Origin of the sequence: Bradyrhizobium sp. LA6.8 (assembly GCF_040547935.1) — a bacterium.
Taxonomy (GTDB): domain Bacteria; phylum Pseudomonadota; class Alphaproteobacteria; order Rhizobiales; family Xanthobacteraceae; genus Bradyrhizobium; species Bradyrhizobium barranii.
This window is the reverse complement of sequence record NZ_JBEPQQ010000008.1, coordinates 97,539-117,615: the sequence shown is the minus strand read 5'-3', so window position 1 is coordinate 117,615 and position 20,077 is coordinate 97,539. Positions and strand designations below refer to the sequence as shown.

The following is a 20,077-nucleotide window of genomic DNA, read 5'->3' as shown; positions in this document are numbered from 1 at the left end:
GCTCTTTCAGACAATGGCAAAGACGTCTCAAGCTGCGGGGCTTCACCGCGCCTCACTTCCGAAGCTGCACGATCTCGATGCGGCGCTGGAGCTGATGTATTACGGCTGGCGCGGGATGACGCTGGAGGCCGACGAATATCTTGCGAAGCAGGGCCTGTCGCGTCCACACCATCGCATCCTCTACGTGGTGGCGCGCCGGCCCGATATCGCGATCGGCGCGCTGATCGAGATCCTCGGCATCTCCAAGCAGGCCCTGAACCGGCCGCTCAACCTGCTGCTGGAGCGCAAGCTCCTGACGTCGAAGCGAGCGCCCGAGCAGCATCGCTCCAAGCTGTTGCGCCTGACGGAGGCCGGGCGACGCATCGAGCAAAAAGCATCGGACCACGAGCGCAAGGTCCTGCGCGAAGCGTTTGATCGTGCCGGGGCGTCGGGTGCGGCGGCATGGATGGCCGTCATGGGGGCGATCGCCGACAACAACTGACGGTTTCCTAAAGTCAATATAGTTGACATGAGGCGCGAGCTTTGCCACTTTCCCGGCAACGAGCCAGGGGAGGGCTCCGCCATGAGCGGACGGAAAATGGATCGCGCAGCCGCCGAGCGCTTCGTCGCGGCATGGTGCGCGAGCTGGCGCCGGGTCGATATCGACGCGGTTGTCGCGCATTTCGCCGACGATGCGCAGATGCGCAGCCCTCTGGCACTATCGCTGACCGGTTCTCCGGTCGTTACCGGCGCCGAGAACATCCGCGCTTATTGGCGCGAGGCTTATGGCCACATCGAAAGCGCTGACCTGAAGATCCTGAGCTGGAGCTGGGACGAGGCGATCGCGCGCCTGACGGTGTGGTGGCAGCTCGGCGACACGCGCGCCAGCGAGTTCATGGATTTCGACGATGCGGGCCGTGTGGTGCGCAGCGAAGCCTTCTACGGAAAATGATCATGCACCTTTCGGATTTCGTCCTGCTCCTCAACACGCTCTGGTTCGGCGGCGCGTTCATCCAGTTCAGCGTCGCCCAGGGCAACACGCTGAAGATACTCCTGCCGCGCGAAGAGCGCAGCAATCCGATCGCGCCAACGCTGGCGGCCAGCGTGGCGTTCCTGGGCGGAATGAATCTGCCGATCGGGCTTTTGTCGTTCTATCTTCTGGCCGCCCGTCCGGCTTTCTTCCAGCCGATCGAGGCGCAGCTCGCGCTGTTCCTGTTCTTTGCCGCCTGCCACTTCAGCCAGTTCGCCTATAACCTTCCGGTCCTGATGCGCGGAGGGCGCGTCGGGGTGGCCTACTGGCCCGTGCTGAAAGGTCCGATGCTCAGGATCTTCGTCATCGACGCGGCTCTGTTCGTAGCCAATCTCGGCGTAGCGCTCCGGCTGGCGTTCTCCTCCTGATTTCAGCGCGGCGGCGCCGACAGGGCGGACCGCAGCATCGCGGCAAGATCCTTCCGCCGGAACGGTTTTGTCAGGATGCGGGCGTCGCCGACCCCGTCGGGCGTCTTGACGGGATTTTGGGTGTAGCCCGAGGTGAAGAGCACCTTGAGCCCGGGCCGCAAGCCGGTCGCTTGCCTGGCGAGCTCCGGCCCGAACATGCCGCCGGGCATCACGACGTCGGTGAGCAGCAGGTCGATGTCGCCGGGGTGGCGCAACAATTCGAGAGCCGCGGGACCGTTCGACGCCGCGATGACGCGATAGCCGAGGGTCTTCAGCTCGCTCTCGACATAGGCCCGAACCATGTCGTCGTCCTCGACGACAAGAATGGTCTCGCTTCCGTCGGGGGCGGCGATCCGTTCCGCGGGCGACGGATGCTCGTTTGGTGGCGTCGCAAGGCGGGGAAAGAACAGCCTGACGACGCTGCCTTGTCCCGGTTCGGACTGCATCTGCACAACGCCGCCGGATTGCCGCACAAAGCCGTAGACCATGCTCAGGCCGAGGCCGGTGCCCTTGCCGACCTCCTTGGTGGTGAAGAACGGCTCGAACGCCCGGCTCGCCACCTCGGCGGTCATGCCGCTGCCGGTGTCGGTCACGGCCACCATGACGTAGTCGCCCGGCCGCGGCTCGCCATTGACGTCCAGGTCGGATTCACTGAGCGAGGTGTTGCGCGCCTCGATCGTCAGCTTGCCGCCGAGCGGCATGACGTCGCGCGCGTTGAGCACGAGATTGAGCAGCGCCGTTGTCAGCTCGCCGGGATCGACGCTGGTCAGCCACACATCCGGTTCGAGCGCGAAGGTGCATTCGATGTGCTCGCCCAGGGGCCGGCGCAACAGCTGCTCCATCTCGTGAATCTTCGCGGCGATGTCGATGTCTCGCGGCCTCAGGGGCTGCTTGCGTGCGAAGGCGAGCAGGCTCCGCGTCAGGTCGGAACCGCGCTCCGCGGCGGTCGCGATGTCGTTGGCGATCCGGTGCAATTCCTTGTTGCCGGCCAGCCTGTCGGCAAGATGCTCGGAGTTGCCGAGAATGACGGTTAGAAGATTGTTGAAATCGTGCGCCACGCCGCCGGTAAGCTGGCCCATGGCTTCCATCTTCTGGGACTGGCTGAGCTTGTGGCTGAGGTCGGCGATGGCGGCGCGTTGCTGCTCGAGCGACTCGGCGGTGCCGTTGAGCAGGGTCATCAATCCGCCCAGCTCGCCGCCCGGGTGGGGAGGCGGAATTCGCGCGCTGAGATCTCCGAGCCCAAGCTTCTTCGCCATGGTGGCGAGACGTCCGACCTGGCGCCCGACGCTCACGGTGGCAAGGATCCAGACGGCCGCGAGCAGCAGCAGCGAGGCCACCGCGAGTATCGCCACATCCTCGTAGAGCCGGCGATTCGCCGCCGCGACAAGTCCGTCCTTGGACCGTCCGACCATGATGTAGAGGCCGGCATCGCGGGTCGAAGGCGAGCGCGCGGCGACAGCCCAGACCTGCGTCCGGCCGTCGCGATCGGTCACCTCCTGATACGCCTTCCGGTCGGGCATTGCGGCGAAGCGGAGCAGGTCGGATCCCGCGATCGACGTGCCGACCGGCTCGGTCCAGCCCCCGCGGGAGGGGGCGACCAGAACCGTTCCCTTGCTGTCGAGGAGCAGGATCTCCTTCTGGCCGAGCAGCCGCTTGTCGTGAAACTCCGCGAATTTGCGCAGGTTGAAGGATGCGAGCAGGATCAGCTTCAGGGCGCCCGTCTCCGATCGCACCGGATAGGCGATCTGGAGCACCGATAGGCCGGTCAGCCGGCCGAATACCGGCTCGAGCGCGATGCCGCGCGACGCCAGGGCCTGCTTGAAATAGGCGCGATCCCGGAGGTCGAGGGTGCGGTTGGTCCGCAGCGAATCGCAGAACAGGCTACCGTCGGGATCGATGGTCAATATTCCGGTGAACTGTGGGTATTCCTCGCGCACTTCCGACAGGAACGCCGAGCACGCCGCCTTGTCGCGCGTGTCGAGATCGCGTGCACGGGCGAGACCATAGTGAAGCTGGGCGGTGCCCTGGATCTTCTCGTCCAGGTCGCTCGCAATGTCGTCGGCTGTCGCGGTCAGATTGGCCAGGGCCGCGTTGATTTCGCTGCTGCGATTTTGCACGAAACGTAAGCCGACGAGGATGGCCGGCACCAGCATGGCCGCAATGACGAGTATCAGTAGCCGGGTACGCAAGCTCATCGGTCGGGCGGTCCAATTTGGTCGTCGCGCGTGCTGGTTCGAAGATGCAATCTGCGGCACCACCCTCCGCCCAGTCCATAGGCATCGCGCCGAAAAAGCCCTCGCGCGGAAAATTTCGGCCGCGCACATCACGGATGAGTCCCCGGAAGGTTCGCCCGCGAGGCTCTGTCGGGCTGGTGTCGGGCCTCCCGGGATACCGTCATCCCGCAATCAACGCGCGCGTGCGCGCAGGTCGCGAGGGCGCTAATATCGGGATCGCGCGCGACGGAGATCGTGCCGGTGACGAGGAGAGGAGCCGCATGTCGATCTCGGGCAAAGTCGATCCGGTGGTGCGTCCCGTGGTGGCGACCGACATCGCCGAGGCGCTGGTCGAGGGTTTGCGCGATTTCCAGGCGCTACCGCTCTACGGGCTCTGCTTCGGCGCGCTCTACGCAGGCGGCGGCATCGCCATCATGCTCTGTCTCACCGCCTTCGGCATGGTCTATCTCGTCTATCCCCTTGCGGCCGGCTTCGCGCTGATCGGGCCGTTCGTGGCGATCGGCCTCTACGAGGTCAGCCGTCGCCGCGAATGCGGCGAGCCGGTCTCCTTCGGCGCGATCTGGTCGGCGATACGCGCGCGCAGCGAGATCGGCTGGATGGCCTTCGTCACGCTGTTCGTGTTCGTGATCTGGATGTACCAGGTGCGGCTGCTCATCGCGCTGCTGCTCGGCCTGCACGCCTCGTTCTCGAGCTTGCAGGAATTCATGACGGTGGTGCTGACGACGAATGAGGGCCTGCTGTTCCTCGTCATCGGCAACGCGGTCGGCGCCGTGCTGTCGCTGATCTTGTTCTCGCTGACGGTGGTGTCGTTTCCGCTGCTGCTCGACCGCGAGGTCGATTTCGTCACCGCCATGGTGACGAGCGTGCGTGCGGTGGTGACCAGCCCGCTGCCGATGATTTCGTGGGCCGCGGTGATCGTGATGCTGCTGATCGTCTCGGCGCTGCCGTATTTCCTCGGACTGGTCGTGACGCTGCCCGTGCTCGGGCATGCGACGTGGCATCTCTATCGGCGGCTGGTGGTGCCGGTGCCGTAAGAGGGGAGCCGGACGCAACGGAAGCGAGCTATTCGCCCGCTGCCAGGCGGCGAGCGCCGAATGAGGTCAGCTCGAGTTCGCCGAGCCGCCTGATCGCATAACCCAAATTGGCCAGACGTTCGCCGTGCGCGTGCGGAATGTCGCCTTGACCCTTGCCGACCATGGCCAAGGACGCAAATTCATCGGCGGTGAGCGCAGGGGTGCTGGCTGTCATCAGGCAACCTCGTCGGTCCATACCTTGAAATTGAGCAGGGTATTCGGACCGAAGGTCTGGACGATCGGGACGTCTGCGGCATCGCGCCCCTGCGCAATCAGCACGCGGCCGATCCGCGGCGTATTGTTGCGCGGATCGAACATGTGCCAGCTTCCACCGACGAAAGCCTCGAACCAGGCGGCGAAATCTCCAGCAGGCCACGGTTGTGGGGTGCCGATGTCGCTGAGGTAGCCGGTGCAGTAACGCGCCGGAATATTCATGCTGCGGCAGAACGCGATGGCGAGATGGGCATAGTCACGGCACACGCCCTTGCCTTCGTCGTAGGCTTCCCGGGCTGTCTTGGTCGCACGCGCGTGCTCATGGCCGAACGTGATGTGGCGATGAACAAAATCGCAGATGGCCTGGACCCGCGCCCAGCCCGGCGGCGTCTGTTCGAACAACTTCCATGCGATATCCGACAGGCGATCGGTCTCGCAGTAGCGACTGCCGAGCAGATAGACGAGCGTGTCGGCCGGCAGCGCTTCGACGGCGTGCTGAAATGCGTTCGGAAACACCGGGTCGGGCAGGCCGCTATCGCGAACGATGCCATCGCCGGCAAGACGGAAGGCGCCGGCCGGCGCAACGATGCGGCTGCACCAATTGCCGAAGAGGTCGCGATAGGGGTTGATCGCCACCGAAGGTCGGGTGGTCAGCAGGTCGGGCACGACGATATCGGAGGCGCGCGTGAAGTGCGTGCCCAACACCATGATCATAGGCGTCGGCTGCGGGAACTCGTACAGCATCTCGAACCCGACGCGGAGCTTCATGCGAACGACTTTCCCTTGGCCAAGCTCCCAACATGGCTACGAAGCGATCGAACACAAGGCATTCAAGGCCTTATTCGATCGAGAGCGGCATTTGGCGCTTCAAAAGCGCGGCGCGGGCGAGAAAACGATAGCTAATTGCGGCGATTGCGCGCACGGTGCGCCAATGTCGGAAAGAGCGGTCGTCTCTGCGCACACGCTGCGTCACGACGATCCGCGCGCGATTTGAAACGACTGATTCTTCGCACCGGCGGAGCCTTCTCATCGCGACGTCGTAACGGCGATCGTCGCGCCTATTGCCACTTCCCGCGGGCGAGCCGGACGCAGCAGGCGTGCCGCGGACGCCTGAAAAATTCCACAGCGGTTCGATACGAGATCGAACGCCAACCGAAAGCACATGATGCAAACTCTCTCCCCACGGCACGTCAAGACAGACGAAGCGCTCCGGCTCGGCGTGGAGTCTGGCTGGTACGCGATCAAGGTCAGCGGGACCTTCGTCTCGGGCCCGCACGACTCGGAAGGCGATTGCCGTCGCAAGATCGACGAGATTCAACCGCCGGTGAAGAAGAAGCGATGACAGCGCCGATTCCGGTCGCTACGGCGTCTTGATCCCCATTGCCTGCAACGCCGCCAGCATCTGCGCTGGCGGTGTCATTTTGATCTGCGGCGCCTTGCCGGTTTCCAGCAAACTCTTCAGTCCCGACAGGATCGCCGGCCAGCCGGTGCGGCCGCCGGAGAGGATGTCGTCGCTGAGCGCGCGGTCGTGCCGTTCGCTCATGGTGAGGCGGACGGCGTCGCCGGCTTGCTCGATCTCGTAGGTGACGAGCGTGGTGCCGAGCTTTGCGACGAGGTCGGGCCAGTTGACGTTCCACGTCACCGTCAGCTTGTTCGGCGGATCGTATTCGAACACTTCACCGGAGACGTGCTCCGAACCGTCAGGCGCGCGCACGGTGAAACTGCCGCCGAGCCTCCGTTCCATCTCCACCGCAAAGCCGGAAAAGTACTTCTTGCTGAACTCGGCCGAGGTCAGCGCTTCCCACACCTTCTCCGGCGTGGAGACGATGTAGATGGTGTAGACCGTCAGCGGTTTGAACTGATCGAGGTTCATTTTGCGTCGAATCCCTTGTTGAGGGCTGCGCGTGGAATGCCGAGCAGCTTGCCGGTCTCGAGCAGGCTCTTGAGCTGGGACAGGATCGCCGGCCAGCCGTTGGAGACGGCGCCGAGATATTTGCCGCCCTCGATGAAGCCGTCATGCAACACGGTCAAACGCACCAGCGAGCCGAACGGTTCGATCGTGAAGACGACGCGCGATATCGGCTCGCCGCGCAGCTCTTCGAACTTCTGGTGCTTGAAGCTGTAGGACAGGCGGCGCGGCGGATCGGCCTCCAGAATCTCGCCGGAATCGGTGACCTCGCCGTCGAGCGTGAGCGCGAAGGGCGAGCCGACCTTCCAGTCCGACCGGACCTCGGCGCCGAACCAGTATTGCCTGGTGAACTCGCTCGACGTCAGCGCCTCCCACAGCTTCTCCGGCGTGGTCTCGATATAGCTCACATAGACGAATTGGGGCTTACTCATCGCGCTTCTCCAACTGACGTTTCAACTCGCTGAGCGCGGCGAGCTTGCCGCGCTCGAATTTCCTGATCCAGCGTTCGCCGATCTGATGGATCGGCACCGGATTGAGGTAGTGCAGCTTCTCGCGGCCATGTCTGATGGTCGTGACCAGATTGGCCTCTTCGAGAATGACAAGGTGCTTGGTCACGGCCTGGCGCGTCATCGCGAGGCCTTCGCAGAGTTCGTTCAGCGTCTGGCCGTTCCTGGCGTGAAGCCTGTCCAGCAGCGACCGTCGTGACGCATCGGCGAGCGCTTTGAAGACCTCATCCATGGCGGCGACAATAGGCAACCAAATGGTTGCATGTCAAGATGGTGTCTTTGGCGCCCGGAAATGGCTGTGCTAGCCTTGAAGCTCAGCCAACGCAGATTGGTTCCGGGAGAGCTTTGATGTTCCGTTGCTTCTCACTCGCTGCAGGTCTTGTCCTTTTCGCCTGCAGCAACACGGCCCAGGCACAACAGAAGCAGACCATCGGCGCGCCGCCGGAAGCGTCCAATATGAAGCTGGTCGGCGCCAACGACCTGCAGGCGCGCAGCGCGTACCAGCCGACCATCCATCACCAGGGCGATCGCTGGATCGCCTATATCGGCCATCACGGCGGCACCGACGACGTGCCCGCGCCGGTCAACCCGATGACGGGGCAGGCCGAACCGAACGGAACGTCCATCGTCGACGTCACCGATCCCGCGCGTCCAAAATATCTGCGGCATCTGCCGGGCCAGGAAGGCAAGTACGAATCCGGTGGCGCGCAGATGGTACGGGTTTGCGACGGCAAGTCGCTGCCGAAGGGCGATCCCAATGCGGTCTACATGCTCCGCACCTTCGGCAGCGAGGCGCATGAGATCTGGAACGTCGCCGATCCCGCAAATCCCGTGCTCGTTACCCGCATCGGCGGGCTTAAGGACACCCACAAGAGCTGGTGGGAGTGCGACACCGGCATCGCCTTTCTCGTCTCCGGCGCGCCGGACTGGCGCACGCGGCGCATGACGCAGGTCTACGACCTCAGCGATCCCGCGCATCCGCAGAAAATCCGCGACTTTGGCCTGCCCGGCCAGGAGCCCGGCTCGACCGGCGCCGTGCCGACCGAATTGCACGGGCCGATCTCGACCGGACCCGACGGCAATCGCGTGTTCTTCGGCTACGGGACCAACAAGGGCGGCATTTTGCAGATCGTCGATCGCGACAAGTTGCTGAACGGGCCGAAGGAGCCGACGCCGGAGAATCTTCGCTATCCCGAGATTTCGCGCATGCCGATGTCCGCCTTCAACGGCGCGCATACGACGTTCCCGATGCTCGACATGCCCGTCGCCGAATTCGCCGAGGACAAGGACGGCAAGACCCGCGACATCGTCATGATCGTCGACGAGGCGATCTTGAACGAATGCGGTGAGGCGCGGCAGATGGTGTGGTTTGCCGACGTCACCACCGAGACGCGGCCGATGATGATCTCGAGCTACACGGTGCCGGAGGCGGGCGGACAGTTCTGCCAGCGCGGCGGCCGCTTCGGCTCGCACTCCTCGAACGAGAGCATGGCGCCGGTCTATTACAAGAAGATGGCCTTCATCGCCTTCTTCAATGCCGGCGTGCGCGCGCTCGACATCCGCGATCCCTATCACCCGAAGGAGGTCGGCTATTTCATCCCCGCGATCACGCCGGCCACCGACAAGCGCTGCATTCCCGTCGAGGGCGGCGAGCGTTGCAAGGTCGCGATCCAGACCAACAATGTCGAGACGGACGATCGCGGCTACATCTACATCGTCGACCGCGCCAACACCGGCCTGCATATCCTCGAGCTGACCGGACCGGCGCGCGCGGCCGCCGGCCTGCTGAGGAACTGACGATGCGGCGCGGGGCGGCGATTGCGGCCGTGGCCATCGCGCTCGGTGTGTCCGGCGTCGGGGCCTATCGGCTTGCGCCGGCGCCGGCGGCGGAATCGGCGGGCTGGAGCGAAATCGCATGGCCGTTCCCGCGCGACGGCTGGCCGTCCGGCCGCGCGTTCCGCTGCGACGGGGCCTGCGCGGGCACTGAGCTTTACGTGCGCGCCAAGCGCGGCTTCTGCAATTGCGACCGCGGCGTCGCCGACGACGATGAGGTCGATCGCGTTGCCGACATCGATCTGATCAGCCCGCGCTTTGCCGCCGTCGCGCCGGGCGAGGAGGTGGGACTTGGCGAGATGCGTGGCCGTGCCAGGCGCTATGATCTCGATATGCCCGACGGCGTCCGTCATGCCGCGATCGGCATCGCCGTCTCGCGCCGTTGCGATCTCTTCGTCGCTGCGGCCCAGGGGCGCGACGAAGCAGGCGCCGTGCAGCGTGCGGCGCTGGCGTTCCTGGAGACGCCGGAGATGAAGCTATGGGCGACGGCGGCGCTGGACGGACAGTGAGTGTCATGCATTAATGCGCCAAACCGCTCTCAGCGAGTCCTCCCCATGATGTCCATGCAAGCCTATTTCGCCTTCGTCGCCGCCTGCATTGCGCTGGCCTTGCTGCCGGGGCCGATCGTCACCCTCGTCGTCGCCAACGGCCTGCGTCACGGCACGCGCGCGGCGTTGACCAATGTCGCGGGCGCGCAGGCCGGCCTTGCCATCGTCATCGGCATCGTTGCAGTCGGCCTGACCTCGCTGATGGCGACCATGGGTTACTGGTTCGACTGGGTGCGCTTTGCCGGCGCCGCCTATCTGATCTGGCTCGGCGTCAAGCTGATCTGGGCGCCGGTCGAAGGCCTCAATGTCGACGAGCCGCCGGCGCCGCCGCGCGGCGGGTTCTTCCTGCAAGGTTTCCTTGTGCTGCTGTCGAACCCGAAAGTGTTGATCTTCTTCGGCGCCTTCATTCCGCAGTTCATGGACATGAACCGCGATCACTTCCCGCAAGTGGCGCTGCTGGGCGCCACTTTCATGGTCACCGCGGCGATGACGGATGCGCTCTACGCTCTCGCCGCTGGGCGTGCCCGAAAGTTCTTCTCGGCCCGCCGGACGCGGCTGATGTCGCGCATCTCCGGCGGCTTCATGATCGGCGGCGGTATCTGGCTGGCGCTGACAAGGGCAAAATAACCTCCCTCGTACCAGTCCGCGCTTGAACCCTTCGCGGCGGCGATGCGTCCAATCGGGCATTGCCGCTGACGAAGGAATTTGGCCGTGCCCGATCTGCCCTGGTTCGTCTATGCGATGCTGTTCGCACCGCTCGGGCTGTTATTGGTCGCCGCCGTTGTGAAGACCTGGCAGGTGCGCGAGGCGCGAAGCTGGCCGCAGGCACCGGGCAAGGTCGTCCGTTCGGTCGCCGAGGTGCGCGAGGTCAGGGTATCCGACAGCGACCGCGAGGAAGGCTATCGGCTCGAGAGCCGCAATTTTGCGAACGTGACTTACGAATATCCGGTCGGCAGCCGCAAGCTGAGCTGTAACCGCATCTCGATCGGCGAGGACCTCGGCAATTTCGAGGTCGCCGAGAAGCTCGCAAAATATCCCGCCGGCAGTGTCGTCACCGTCTATTACAATCCGCGCCATCCCGATCAGGCCGTACTCGAGCGCGACCTGCCCAAGGGATTGTGGGGCTGTCTCGGCATCGGCACGGCGATCGCGTTCGGCCTCGTCATCGCGCTGATGGGGTATGGGGTGCGGCGGCAGGCGTTGAAGGCGGCGCGCTGGCCGGTGGTGCCGGGCACGATCAAGCTGTCGGGGATCGAGCAATATCACGAGGCCAGCGAGCCGGGCGAGCGCCGCGGCACCGAGATGTTCGGCAAGCGCGTGACCTACACCTATCGCTATCAGAATATCAGCTACACCAATGAATGCGCGCGCGTCGCGGCCGGGACGCAGTCCGGGTCCGACGAGATGGTGAAGAAGCTGATGTCGCGCTACAAGCACGGCGCGACCGTCGAGGTGCGCGTCAATCCCGACAACCCGGCCGAGGCGACGCTCGATACAAGCGGCCCCGTCCGCATCGCCTGGCTGCTGTGGGGGATCGCTGCGATTTTCGCTGCGCTCGCGGTGTTTGTCGCGACGCGGGGCAGCTAGTCGACCAGCCTCTCCCTGCGCAACTCCAGCTCGATCTCCGCAAAAATCCTCGCCAGCCGCTCCGCCCATTGCTGCTGGCCGGACTGATCCGCGATCAGATCCTGGCGGATCTCGATGCCGGTGTTGACGAGGCCGCGGGCTTCGCCGTGGACGGGGATGGTGTAGTCGCTGAGGTCACTCACCGCATAGGGCTCGTTGTCGCCGACGACGAGATCGCCTTCAGCGCGCAAATGTTTCAGCAGCAGCTGCGGCAGCACGGTGTCGCGGTTATACAGCGCGGCGATGTGCCAGGGCCGGGCGACGCCGGCATAAACCGGCGTGAAGCTGTGCAGCGACACCAGCACCGCCGGCCGCGTGTCGTGCAGGCGGTGGTCGATCGCGGCATCGATGCGGCGGTGATAGGGCTCGAAGATCTCGCGCCGCCGCGCCGCGCGCTCGCCCTCGGTGATACCCTCGTTGCGCGGGATCGCGGTCGCCTCGGATATCACGGGAATCGAGCTTGCTACGCCGGGCGAGCGGTTGCAGTCGATCACGAGCCGCGAATAGCGCTGCGCGATCAAATGCGCATCGAGCATTCTTGCCAGCCGCTCGGCGACGCCGGCAATACCGATGTCCCAGGCGATGTGTCGCGTGAGCTCGCTTTCCGCGACGCCGAGGTCGCCGAGCGCGCGCGGCAAAATCCGTCCGTAATGATCCGAGGTGAGCAGGAAAGGCGATGCCCCATCCGCATTGACCTCATGCACCGGCGGAATGTCCCCCGCGCCGAGCAGTTGATCGGTCGCGTCGGCCGTGTTCAAGTCCATCCTGATTGCCTATGGAAAAAGCAGTTACCGTCCAAATTGGGCAGCAATCGCTTGTAGGTCGGTCCACCCAAAATCACCATGATCGCCAGACGATGCCGTCGCCGGCGATTCATCACAAGACCAAATCTCGCTTGCCCCCGGGACTTCGCTGGGACGAGGAAACGTGCGGCTGTCGTTTCGCTCGATTGACGGCTATAGACACCCCATGACCTCCGATCGTCTTTTCGTCTACGGCACCCTGATGCGCGGCTTCGACCATCCGATGGCGCGGCTGCTTGCAGGACATGCGGACTTTTTGAGTGACGCGACGTGTCGCGGCCGGCTCGTTCTGGTGAAGCATTATCCCGGATTGCTGCTGTCGAACGCGGCCTCCGATGTCGTCCATGGTGAGCTTTTTCAATTGCGCGTGCCCGGCGAGCTGCTGCGCGAGCTCGACATGTACGAGGCCTGCGGCGAGGGCTTTCCGGAGCCGACCGAATATCTGCGCAAGCTGATTGACGTGACGCTGCCTGATGGCACCACGGAGAAGGCCTGGACTTACGTCTACAATTGGCCCGTCACCGATCTGCCGCGCATCGAGTCCGGGCGCTTTCTCGAGCACTAGGCGCGGATGCGGACTTCACCTCTCCCGCGCAAGCGGAGCGAGGGATCGCACCTTCATCGTGGCCGGCGTTCGATCACTACGCCGACAGCACTTCCTTCACCAGGCGCACGTCGATCTCGTGCTCGACGTAGCTCCACTCCTCGGTCTGCCTCAGCATCGCCACCAGCTCCTCGAACAGCGAGGCATCGGGGGGCGCGAACTCGAACCATGTCAGGAAGTCGAAGGGACCGCCGAGATCGCGGCTGTGATAGAGCTGCCGCGCGATGGCGGGCAGGAAACGAAGAGTGCTGGCGATGTGGTGCGACTTGTCCTCGAAGATCTTGCGGCGCTCTTCCTGCGTCAGCTCCCACCACGCCTCCGATTTGCGGATCGGAATCAGCGCCGCGGAAGTGGCCTCTAACCGGCCGAGCTCGGCCTGCACCGCGGTGAGCTGCTGCTTCTCGGCGCGCTCAGTGTAGCGCGGCGTGCTCGCAACGCCGACCAGCCGCCACGCATTGCGAGAGGGCACCAGGGGCAATGAAATCGCCTCGCTGTCGGTCACCGACAGCGCCGGCACGAAGGGCAGGGGCTCGCCCACCACGGGTGAAATCGAGGTCACACGCCAGCCCCCGCTGTGGCCGCCGCGAAACATCCTGAACATGGCCTATGGAAGCGCGGAACCGGTCCGGGTTCAAGTCTTTCCGCGGTCATTCCGGGCTCGATGCTTCGCATCGCCCCGGAATGACGCCTGTGCATAGGTCGAATAACCCGGATAAGCCGGACAAACCTGACTTTTGGGCAGGCCGCGCCTATATCCGTAACCCTTCGCCCGACTCACGTTGATTCGCGCCAGACCCAGAGCCCATGCGCTTCACGCCCCAGTTCCTCGACGAGCTTCGTGCCCGGCTTTCGGTCTCCGAAGTCGTGGGCAAGCGCGTGAAACTGAAGAAGGCGGGGCGGGAATGGAAGGGGCTGTCGCCGTTCCAGCAGGAGAAGACGCCATCCTTCTACGTCAACGACCAGAAGGGATTTTACCACGACTTCTCCTCCGGCAAGCACGGCGACATCATCACCTTCGTGATGGAGACCGACGGCCTGCCGTTCGCGGAGGCTGTGGAGCGGCTCGCCGGCATGGCGGGCCTGCCGCTGCCGGCGGTGACGCCGGATGCGGCGCGGCACGAGCAGCGGCGCCGCACGCTGCATGATGTCATGGAGCTCGCCGCAAAATTCTTCGCCGAGACGCTGGCCTCGCGCGCCGGCGCCAAGGCGCGCGGCTATCTCGCCGATCGCGCGATCTCGCCGGCGACGCAAGTGCAGTTCCGCCTTGGCTATGCGCCGCCGCCACCCGAGCGTTTCGCGCTGAAGGAGCATCTCGGCAAGCTCGGCGTCTCCGTCGAGGACATGATCGAGACCGGGCTCCTCGTTGCCGGCAACGACATTCCCGTGCCCTACGATCGTTTCCGCGATCGCGTGATGTTTCCGATCACGGATCTGCGTGGCCGCGTCATCGCCTTCGGCGGACGCGCGCTGGAAAAGGACGTTCCGGCAAAATACCTGAACTCGCCGGAGACGCCGCTCTTCCACAAGGGCGACAATCTCTACAATCACCAGACCGCGCGCAAAGCCACCCACGATGGCAGCGCGCTGATCGTGGTCGAAGGCTATGTCGACGTCATCGCCATGGTGACGGCAGGCTTTGCCGGTGCCGTGGCGCCGCTCGGCACCGCGCTGACCGAAAACCAGCTCGCGCTGCTCTGGAAGATGGCGGACGAACCGATCCTCTGCTTCGACGGCGACAGGGCCGGGCAGAAGGCGGCGTATCGTGCCGCCGACCTCGCCTTGCCATTTCTTGCGCCGGGCAAGAGCCTGCGCTTTGCGCTGCTGCCGGAAGGGCAGGATCCCGACGATCTCGCCCGCTCGGGCGGTCGCGGCGCGATCGAGGATGTCATTGCTGCGGCGAAGCCGCTCGCCGAGATGATCTGGTCGCGCGAGCTCGAAGGCGGCAACTTTGCCACGCCCGAACGCCGTGCTGCGCTCGAAGCGCGCGTCAAGGAGCTGTCCAACGGCATCCGCGACGAGGTGGTGCGGCGCTATTATCGCGACGATTTTGCCGAACGGCTTCGACGCACCTTCGCGCCTGAAGGCGGCCGCGGCGGCTTTGCCGGCCGGGGCAATTTCCAGGGCAATTCCGGCCGCTCCTTCCAGCCGCGCAACGGGGGGCAGGCGAATCGATTCGGGGGGCAGGGATTCGGTAGCCAAGGGCGGCGTGGGGCCCCCGGTCCCGCCTTTATTCCCTCCGGCCCCTACCAGGCGGCGAGCCCCCAGCTGGCGGCCAGCCCGATCATGAAGGGCCAGCGCAGCGCCATATCGCGGCGCGAAGCCCTGATCCTGCAAATCCTGATCAACCACCCCTGGCTGCTGCACGACCACCTTGAGGAGGTCGCCGCCCTGGAGCTGGCCCATCCCGAGGCCCACAAGCTCCGGGCCGGCATCATCGCCGCCTTCGCCAACGACCACCACCACTCGCCGGACCCCGGCGAGCTGGCCGAGAAGATGCGAGCCGACATCGAAAAGGGCGGATTTTCACAGCTTCTTCAAAGGGTTGAGAACGGCATCACGACCGCGGCGGTGTGGGGGGCCCGCGAGGGCGCCGCCCGGGACGACGTTCTCTCCACCTGGCACCAGCTCGTTGCCTTGCATCGGCAATACCATTCACTACTTAGAGAACTGAAGGACGCCGAGCTGGCCTTGGGGGAGGACCCCAGCGAGGCCAATTTGGCGTGGCTGCGTGACGTCAAGGCTCGGATAGGAGAAGTCGACGGTACCGAGGCCCTGATCGAGGGTTTTGGCGAGCTGTCGGGCCGGTTCCAGAAGAGCGTGTGATGAAAGAATCATGCGGACGGCCGGGACCGGAACCGCTAAAAGACTCGCCAAATCCAAGGTTTGGCGGCAAAAACAGGGTTAATCGAGGCTTAACGGTCTTGTAGCACTTTGGCCACCAGGCGGCCGCAGGCAGAACAGACGCGTCAGGAATGAATCCGCGCAATCGCTGTTGGCACTACACCTGCATCCGCTGCGACAAAGAGGCTCACGAAGCGTTAGGCAAATCCGGCGAGAGAAAAGGTCGGGGTGGCGAGAGATATCCGCGCCGCCCTTTCCGTGTCGCGATCTGGCGAAGCGAGAGCGTCGAACAACAGGTTCAAGTGAATTCAGGCGGGCGGGCCGTTCGGCCTTCTGCATGAAGCGCGTTTAGGAGCAATGGATGGCCACCAAGGCAAAGACGCTGCAGGCGAAGGACAAAGAAAAGGACGACAAGGCAGCGGACGCGCCGGAGAAGGACTCCCAGGACGCGCCGTCGCCGTTGCTGGATCTGTCCGACGCGGCCGTGAAGAAGATGATCAAGCAGGCCAAGAAGCGCGGCTTCGTGACCTTCGATCAGCTCAACGAAGTTTTGCCGTCCGACCAGACCTCCCCCGAGCAGATCGAGGACATCATGTCCATGCTCTCGGACATGGGCATCAACGTCACCGAAGCCGACGATAGCGACGGCGAGGAGGACAAGGACGAGGGCGGCGAGGACGAGACCGACAACGAGCTCGTCGAGGTCACCCAGAAGGCCGTCACCGAGGTCAAGAAGAGCGAGCCGGGCGAGCGCACCGACGACCCCGTGCGCATGTATCTGCGCGAGATGGGCACGGTCGAGCTCCTGTCCCGCGAAGGCGAAATCGCGATTGCGAAGCGCATCGAGGCCGGCCGCGAGGCGATGATCGCAGGCCTCTGCGAAAGCCCGCTGACCTTCCAGGCCATCATCATCTGGCGTGACGAGCTCAACGAAGGCAAGATATTCCTTCGCGACATCATCGATCTCGAAGCGACCTATGCCGGGCCCGACGCCAAGGGCGGCATGAACACCGCGATGATCGGCGGTCCGACCGGCGAGAATGGCGAAGCGTCCGCCGAAGGCGGCGAGGCCGCGGCCGTGAACGGAGCTGCGCCGGCGCATGTCGCGCCGCCCGCTGCGCCGCCGTCGCCGACCCCGTTCCGCGCCGCGCCTGCGCCCGGCAATGCCGGCGAAGGCGAGAAAGATCCGGGCGAAGCCGCCGCCGAAGCCGACATGGACGAGGACGACGAGTTCGAGAACCAGATGTCGCTCGCGGCCATCGAGGCCGAGCTCAAGCCGAAGGTCGTCGAGATCTTCGACAAGATCGCCGACAGCTACAAGAAGCTGCGCAAGCTTCAGGAGCAGGACATCCAGAACCAGCTCGAGAGCACCTCGCACGGGCCCTCGCTGTCGCCGCACCAGGAGCGCAAATATCGCAAGCTCAAGGACGAGATCATCGTCGAGGTGAAGTCGCTGCGCCTGAACCAGGCGCGTATCGACTCACTGGTCGAGCAGCTCTACGACATCAACAAGCGCCTCGTGTCGCACGAGGGCCGCCTGATGCGCCTTGCCGACAGCCATGGCGTCGCGCGCGAGGACTTCCTGCGCAACTACACCGGCTCGGAGCTCGATCCGCGCTGGCTCAACCGCGTCTCGAAGCTCTCGGCCAAGGGCTGGAAGAACTTCGTCCATATCGAGAAGGACCGCATCAAGGACCTCCGTCACGAGGTGCACCAGCTCGCCGCGCTCACCGGCCTCGAGATCGTCGAGTTCCGCAAGATCGTGCACTCCGTGCAGAAGGGCGAGCGCGAGGCACGCCAGGCCAAGAAGGAGATGGTGGAAGCCAACCTCCGTCTCGTGATCTCGATCGCCAAGAAGTACACCAACCGCGGCCTTCAGTTCCTCGACCTGATCCAGGAAGGCAACATCGGCCTGATGAAGGCGGTCGACAAGTTCGAGTATCGCCGCGGCTACAAGTTCTCGACCTACGCCACGTGGTGGATCCGGCAGGCGATCACCCGCTCGATCGCCGACCAGGCGCGCACCATCCGTATCCCCGTGCACATGATCGAGACGATCAACAAGATCGTGCGCACCTCGCGCCAGATGCTCAACGAGATCGGCCGCGAGCCGACCCCGGAAGAGCTCGCCGAGAAGCTCGGCATGCCCTTGGAGAAGGTCCGCAAGGTCCTCAAGATCGCCAAGGAGCCGCTCTCGCTCGAAACCCCGGTCGGTGACGAAGAGGATTCACATCTCGGCGATTTCATCGAGGACAAGAACGCCATCCTCCCGATCGACGCCGCGATCCAGTCGAACCTGCGCGAGACCACGACGCGCGTGCTGGCATCGCTCACCCCGCGCGAAGAGCGCGTGCTGCGCATGCGCTTCGGCATCGGCATGAACACCGACCACACGCTGGAAGAAGTCGGCCAGCAGTTCTCGGTGACCCGCGAACGTATCCGCCAGATCGAAGCGAAGGCGCTGCGCAAGCTGAAGCATCCGTCGCGGAGCCGGAAGCTGCGGAGCTTCCTGGACAACTAATTCGGATCGTCGTGCCCGGGCCAGTCCCGGGCATCCATCCAAACAAAAGCGGCGGGCCGAAAGCCCGCCGTTTTCTATTTGTGCCGACGCTTCGCAAGTCGGGCGGAGCCTACTTCTTCTTCGCGCCGACCCGGTCGAGGGTCTTGATTGCCAGCGGCGGGCGGCCGGACTTTTCCGCGATCTCGCGGTCCTGCTCCATGATGAAGCCGCGCGCGGGCTCGTCGCCGTCCAGGCCTCCGAGCAGCTCCGCAGGCACGCGTCGGTTGGAGCGTTGGGAGCCGTCTTCGTAGAAGACGTTGAAAAAGGCGAACTCGCCCTTGGGATTGGTTCCAGGTTTTTTGGCCATGGCGGGCTTGTCGTCGATCAGGGCGCTATAGTCAAATGACTTTGGCGGGTTTTCCGGTGGTCACACGGACCTGTCGCGGCGGTCTCGGCTGCGCAATCGATCGATGAAGTCCGTTTGCGGGATGTTCGGCCCGGCGCTTCGTAAAATCCGATGCGACCCTTCGCTCAATAAACGGCGGGCCGCAAAGCCCGCCGTTTATTTTTGGTCTTCAGCGTCGCCCGGGGCTGGCGGGGCGACAACCTAGAATAGAAGACTATAACTTGCGCCATGGCGTGGCAAGGCAAATCGTTGACGCTGTGATGTCGCATCGAGCGCGTCAGATATGCGCCGGTCGCGACATCTGGTTTCGATGCACATCAAAGCAATTGTTTGGATGGCCAAATCACTTTGTTCATATTTCCCGCTCTCGCAACGCAACGAGAGGTGCGTGCTTTGTAAAAAAGCGCGTTCGCCTGCACGTCTTCCGTCCGCGTGCACAGGTTGTGTTCCATTGTGCGAACGAGTTCCATGTCCGCGGTTGCACATCTCACTGCGTACACGTGACGAGTTCCGCTACGACGAGCCACTTCTCCACCGACAACGCCATTCAAGAGATACTCGGAGCGCAGGTGGGAAGATGAGTGAGGCCGTCACGGCGCCACCAGCTCCACGCGCCGGTTGAGCGCGCGGCCGGCGTCCGTAGCGTTGGAACCGACGGGTGACAGCAATCCGACGCCGGCGGTGCGCAGCCGCGTCTGCGCGATCCGAAAGCTTTTCACGAGTTCGGCTGCGACCGCTTCGGCGCGGCGCTTCGAGAGATCGAGATTGTACTCGTAAGCGCCCTGGCCGTCGGTGTGGCCGACGATGAAGACGTTGAGCTGCGGCTGACTCGTCAGCAGCTTTGCGATCTGCTCCAGCGTCGGGCGGCTCTCCGGCTTCAGCGCCGCCTTGTCGGTATCGAAATAGATGCCGTAGAGCGCGATGTGGCCGGTCTCGCCAAGGCCCTTCGCCATCGCGGCAGCATCGACCATCTTGTTCGCGATGGCGCCGAGTTCGGCGACCGTGACCTGCGCGGTGATGTCCTGGTTGTTCTGGCTGACGATGACGCTGGCATAGGTCTCGCGTCCGCCTTCGATCTTGCGGCCGGAAAAATAGCGGTAGTTGAAGCCGTCGACCCACATCTGCGGCACCGGCAGCGTGTCGATCGCCTCGGTGAAGGGAATGGCGCCGCAGGCGTCGGTGTCGCAGGCGAGTAAGGTCTCGAAGCCCGCTTTCGCAAGCTGCGTCTCGAAATTGCGCGACACTTCCAGGATCGAGGGGCCGGGATTGGTGCGATAGGCGATGCGGAAGATGCGGCCTTCGAGCCGCCGCGCATCGGCCGGCTGGCCGTCCCTAAAGGCGGCCGCCTGCATCCGTGCGGCGTCAAAATCCTTCGTCACGTAGCCGGTGATGACGCTGCCGGTGAAGCGGCCGATGCCGGGATAGTCGCGGCTGCCTGCGACATCGCGGGTCTGCGCGGCGGCGGCGGTGGCGGTGAAGGAGAGCAGGGCGAGGACAGCGAGCATCCGGTGCGGAATGGGCATGGTCATCTCGATCGGTTGGGGACGGGGCGAGCGCAATTCATT

The 20,077-nt window shown here is 64.4% G+C and carries 23 protein-coding genes; 12 read left to right on the top strand and 11 right to left on the bottom strand.

What is annotated here, in order from left to right; translation table 11 throughout:
• The first annotated feature begins 13 nt into the window (after window positions 1–13).
• From ABIA90_RS32220 to ABIA90_RS32210, 3 genes are all read left to right on the top strand, one after another.
• The gene (locus ABIA90_RS32220) at window positions 14–481 is read left to right on the top strand and encodes a MarR family winged helix-turn-helix transcriptional regulator (protein WP_354121150.1); all 468 of its coding nucleotides are present in this window, start codon (window positions 14–16) and stop codon (window positions 479–481) included.
• Window positions 482–562: 81 nt separating this feature from the next.
• Entirely contained in the window at window positions 563–931 is a 369-nt protein-coding gene (locus ABIA90_RS32215; protein WP_354121151.1) for a YybH family protein, read from the top strand.
• Window positions 932–933: 2 nt separating this feature from the next.
• On the top strand, window positions 934–1,377 hold the full coding sequence (locus ABIA90_RS32210) for a hypothetical protein (protein WP_028159430.1): 444 nt from the start codon (window positions 934–936) through the stop codon (window positions 1,375–1,377).
• A gap of 2 nt (window positions 1,378–1,379) precedes the next feature.
• Here ABIA90_RS32210 and ABIA90_RS32205 read toward each other — a convergent pair whose 3' ends face one another.
• Window positions 1,380–3,611, bottom strand: a complete 2,232-nt coding sequence (locus ABIA90_RS32205) for an ATP-binding protein (protein WP_354121152.1) — start codon at window positions 3,609–3,611, stop codon at window positions 1,380–1,382.
• Window positions 3,612–3,910: 299 nt separating this feature from the next.
• Between ABIA90_RS32205 and ABIA90_RS32200 the strand changes: the two genes are divergently transcribed.
• Entirely contained in the window at window positions 3,911–4,684 is a 774-nt protein-coding gene (locus ABIA90_RS32200; RefSeq protein ID WP_354121153.1) for a DUF2189 domain-containing protein, read from the top strand.
• Between the two features lie 28 nt (window positions 4,685–4,712).
• Here the strand turns inward: ABIA90_RS32200 and ABIA90_RS32195 are convergent, their stop codons facing one another.
• From ABIA90_RS32195 to ABIA90_RS32185, 3 genes are all read right to left on the bottom strand, one after another.
• Entirely contained in the window at window positions 4,713–4,898 is a 186-nt protein-coding gene (locus ABIA90_RS32195; RefSeq protein ID WP_354121154.1) for a hypothetical protein, read from the bottom strand.
• Window positions 4,898–5,704, bottom strand: a complete 807-nt coding sequence (locus tag ABIA90_RS32190; RefSeq protein WP_354121155.1) for a transglutaminase-like domain-containing protein — start codon at window positions 5,702–5,704, stop codon at window positions 4,898–4,900. The genes ABIA90_RS32195 and ABIA90_RS32190 overlap by 1 nt, the downstream gene beginning before the upstream one ends.
• Window positions 5,705–5,774: 70 nt before the next feature.
• A complete protein-coding gene (locus ABIA90_RS32185) occupies window positions 5,775–6,107 on the bottom strand; it encodes a hypothetical protein (RefSeq protein WP_354121156.1) in 333 nt (110 codons plus the stop codon).
• Between ABIA90_RS32185 and ABIA90_RS32180 the strand changes: the two genes are divergently transcribed.
• Window positions 6,102–6,278: a hypothetical protein gene (locus tag ABIA90_RS32180; protein WP_354121157.1), complete on the top strand. Its 177-nt coding sequence runs from the start codon at window positions 6,102–6,104 to the stop codon at window positions 6,276–6,278. The two genes, ABIA90_RS32185 and ABIA90_RS32180, sit on opposite strands and share 6 nt — an antisense overlap.
• Window positions 6,279–6,296: 18 nt before the next feature.
• Here the strand turns inward: ABIA90_RS32180 and ABIA90_RS32175 are convergent, their stop codons facing one another.
• From ABIA90_RS32175 to ABIA90_RS32165, 3 genes are read right to left on the bottom strand one after another with little or no spacing between them, the layout of a single operon-like run.
• Window positions 6,297–6,809 carry an SRPBCC family protein gene (locus ABIA90_RS32175; protein WP_354121158.1) on the bottom strand — a complete coding sequence of 171 codons (513 nt, stop codon included), beginning with the start codon at window positions 6,807–6,809 and terminating at the stop codon, window positions 6,297–6,299.
• Window positions 6,806–7,276, bottom strand: a complete 471-nt coding sequence (locus ABIA90_RS32170; protein WP_354121159.1) for an SRPBCC family protein — start codon at window positions 7,274–7,276, stop codon at window positions 6,806–6,808. The genes ABIA90_RS32175 and ABIA90_RS32170 overlap by 4 nt, the downstream gene beginning before the upstream one ends.
• Window positions 7,269–7,583: an ArsR/SmtB family transcription factor gene (locus tag ABIA90_RS32165; protein ID WP_008544842.1), complete on the bottom strand. Its 315-nt coding sequence runs from the start codon at window positions 7,581–7,583 to the stop codon at window positions 7,269–7,271. The genes ABIA90_RS32170 and ABIA90_RS32165 overlap by 8 nt, the downstream gene beginning before the upstream one ends.
• 116 nt (window positions 7,584–7,699) lie before the next feature.
• On the opposite strand from ABIA90_RS32165, the gene ABIA90_RS32160 reads away from it, so the two are divergent.
• The 4 genes from ABIA90_RS32160 (at window position 7,700) to ABIA90_RS32145 (ending at window position 11,319) form a co-directional block, all read left to right on the top strand.
• Window positions 7,700–9,148 (top strand): LVIVD repeat-containing protein, encoded by a 1,449-nt coding sequence (locus ABIA90_RS32160; RefSeq protein WP_354121160.1) that lies wholly within the window; start codon window positions 7,700–7,702, stop codon window positions 9,146–9,148.
• 2 nt (window positions 9,149–9,150) lie between these two features.
• Window positions 9,151–9,693 (top strand): hypothetical protein, encoded by a 543-nt coding sequence (locus ABIA90_RS32155; protein WP_354121161.1) that lies wholly within the window; start codon window positions 9,151–9,153, stop codon window positions 9,691–9,693.
• Window positions 9,694–9,738: 45 nt separating this feature from the next.
• Window positions 9,739–10,359, top strand: coding sequence for a LysE family translocator (locus ABIA90_RS32150; RefSeq protein WP_354121162.1), 621 nt, complete (start codon window positions 9,739–9,741; stop codon window positions 10,357–10,359).
• Between the two features lie 84 nt (window positions 10,360–10,443).
• Entirely contained in the window at window positions 10,444–11,319 is an 876-nt protein-coding gene (locus tag ABIA90_RS32145; RefSeq protein ID WP_354121163.1) for a DUF3592 domain-containing protein, read from the top strand.
• Here the strand turns inward: ABIA90_RS32145 and ABIA90_RS32140 are convergent.
• Complete coding sequence (locus tag ABIA90_RS32140) at window positions 11,316–12,122, bottom strand: N-formylglutamate amidohydrolase (protein WP_354121164.1); 807 nt, start codon at window positions 12,120–12,122, stop codon at window positions 11,316–11,318. The two genes, ABIA90_RS32145 and ABIA90_RS32140, sit on opposite strands and share 4 nt — an antisense overlap.
• A 205-nt stretch (window positions 12,123–12,327) precedes the next feature.
• Between ABIA90_RS32140 and ABIA90_RS32135 the strand changes: the two genes are divergently transcribed.
• Window positions 12,328–12,726 (top strand): gamma-glutamylcyclotransferase family protein, encoded by a 399-nt coding sequence (locus ABIA90_RS32135; protein WP_354121165.1) that lies wholly within the window; start codon window positions 12,328–12,330, stop codon window positions 12,724–12,726.
• 76 nt (window positions 12,727–12,802) lie between these two features.
• Here the strand turns inward: ABIA90_RS32135 and ABIA90_RS32130 are convergent, their stop codons facing one another.
• A complete protein-coding gene (locus ABIA90_RS32130; RefSeq protein WP_028150697.1) occupies window positions 12,803–13,366 on the bottom strand; it encodes a chlorite dismutase family protein in 564 nt (187 codons plus the stop codon).
• A 203-nt stretch (window positions 13,367–13,569) separates the two neighbouring features.
• Between ABIA90_RS32130 and dnaG the strand changes: the two genes are divergently transcribed.
• Window positions 13,570–15,588, top strand: coding sequence for a DNA primase (gene dnaG / locus ABIA90_RS32125; protein ID WP_354121166.1), 2,019 nt, complete (start codon window positions 13,570–13,572; stop codon window positions 15,586–15,588).
• Between the two features lie 379 nt (window positions 15,589–15,967).
• The gene (rpoD, locus tag ABIA90_RS32120) at window positions 15,968–18,127 is read left to right on the top strand and encodes an RNA polymerase sigma factor RpoD (protein WP_028159443.1); all 2,160 of its coding nucleotides are present in this window, start codon (window positions 15,968–15,970) and stop codon (window positions 18,125–18,127) included.
• Between the two features lie 109 nt (window positions 18,128–18,236).
• On the opposite strand, the gene ABIA90_RS32115 is transcribed toward rpoD, so the two are convergent.
• Together ABIA90_RS32115 and ABIA90_RS32110 are read right to left on the bottom strand one after the other, a co-directional pair.
• Complete coding sequence (locus tag ABIA90_RS32115; RefSeq protein ID WP_028150700.1) at window positions 18,237–18,473, bottom strand: hypothetical protein; 237 nt, start codon at window positions 18,471–18,473, stop codon at window positions 18,237–18,239.
• Window positions 18,474–19,102: 629 nt separating this feature from the next.
• Window positions 19,103–20,035 (bottom strand): OmpA family protein, encoded by a 933-nt coding sequence (locus tag ABIA90_RS32110; protein WP_502916669.1) that lies wholly within the window; start codon window positions 20,033–20,035, stop codon window positions 19,103–19,105.
• Window positions 20,036–20,077 lie beyond the last annotated feature (42 nt).